Source organism: Pseudomonas sp. 32_A (assembly GCF_017490905.1).
In the GTDB taxonomy this organism is placed as follows: Bacteria; Pseudomonadota; Gammaproteobacteria; order Pseudomonadales; family Pseudomonadaceae; genus Aquipseudomonas; species Aquipseudomonas inefficax.
The window spans coordinates 1-247 of the sequence record NZ_JAFGYI010000462.1 but is presented as its reverse complement, the minus strand read 5'-3'; the positions used below and the strand labels follow the sequence as shown (position 1 = coordinate 247).

1 protein-coding gene is annotated in these 247 nt (G+C 63.2%); it reads right to left on the bottom strand.

Going from position 1 to position 247, the window contains the following annotated elements; genetic code table 11:
• Positions 1–247, bottom strand: a 247-nt coding sequence (locus J5M58_RS27450) for an amino acid permease (RefSeq protein WP_207880645.1), incomplete at both ends; no start/stop codon positions are given.

Genomic DNA, 247 nt, shown 5'->3' with positions numbered 1-247 from the left:
CACCACGAAAATCAGCAACGGCACCACCTTGGCCACGGTGGTCACCTGGTTGATGAACGCCGCCTCCTTGATACCGCGCAGCACCAGGAAGTGCACCGCCCACAGCAGCAGCGAGGCGCAGCCGATGATGGCGGCAGGGGTGTTGCCTTCGCCGAAGATCGGGAAGAAGTAGCCCAGGGTGCTGAACAGCAGTACGAAGTAGCCGACGTTGCCCAGCCAGGCACTGATCCAGTAGCCCCAGGCCGAG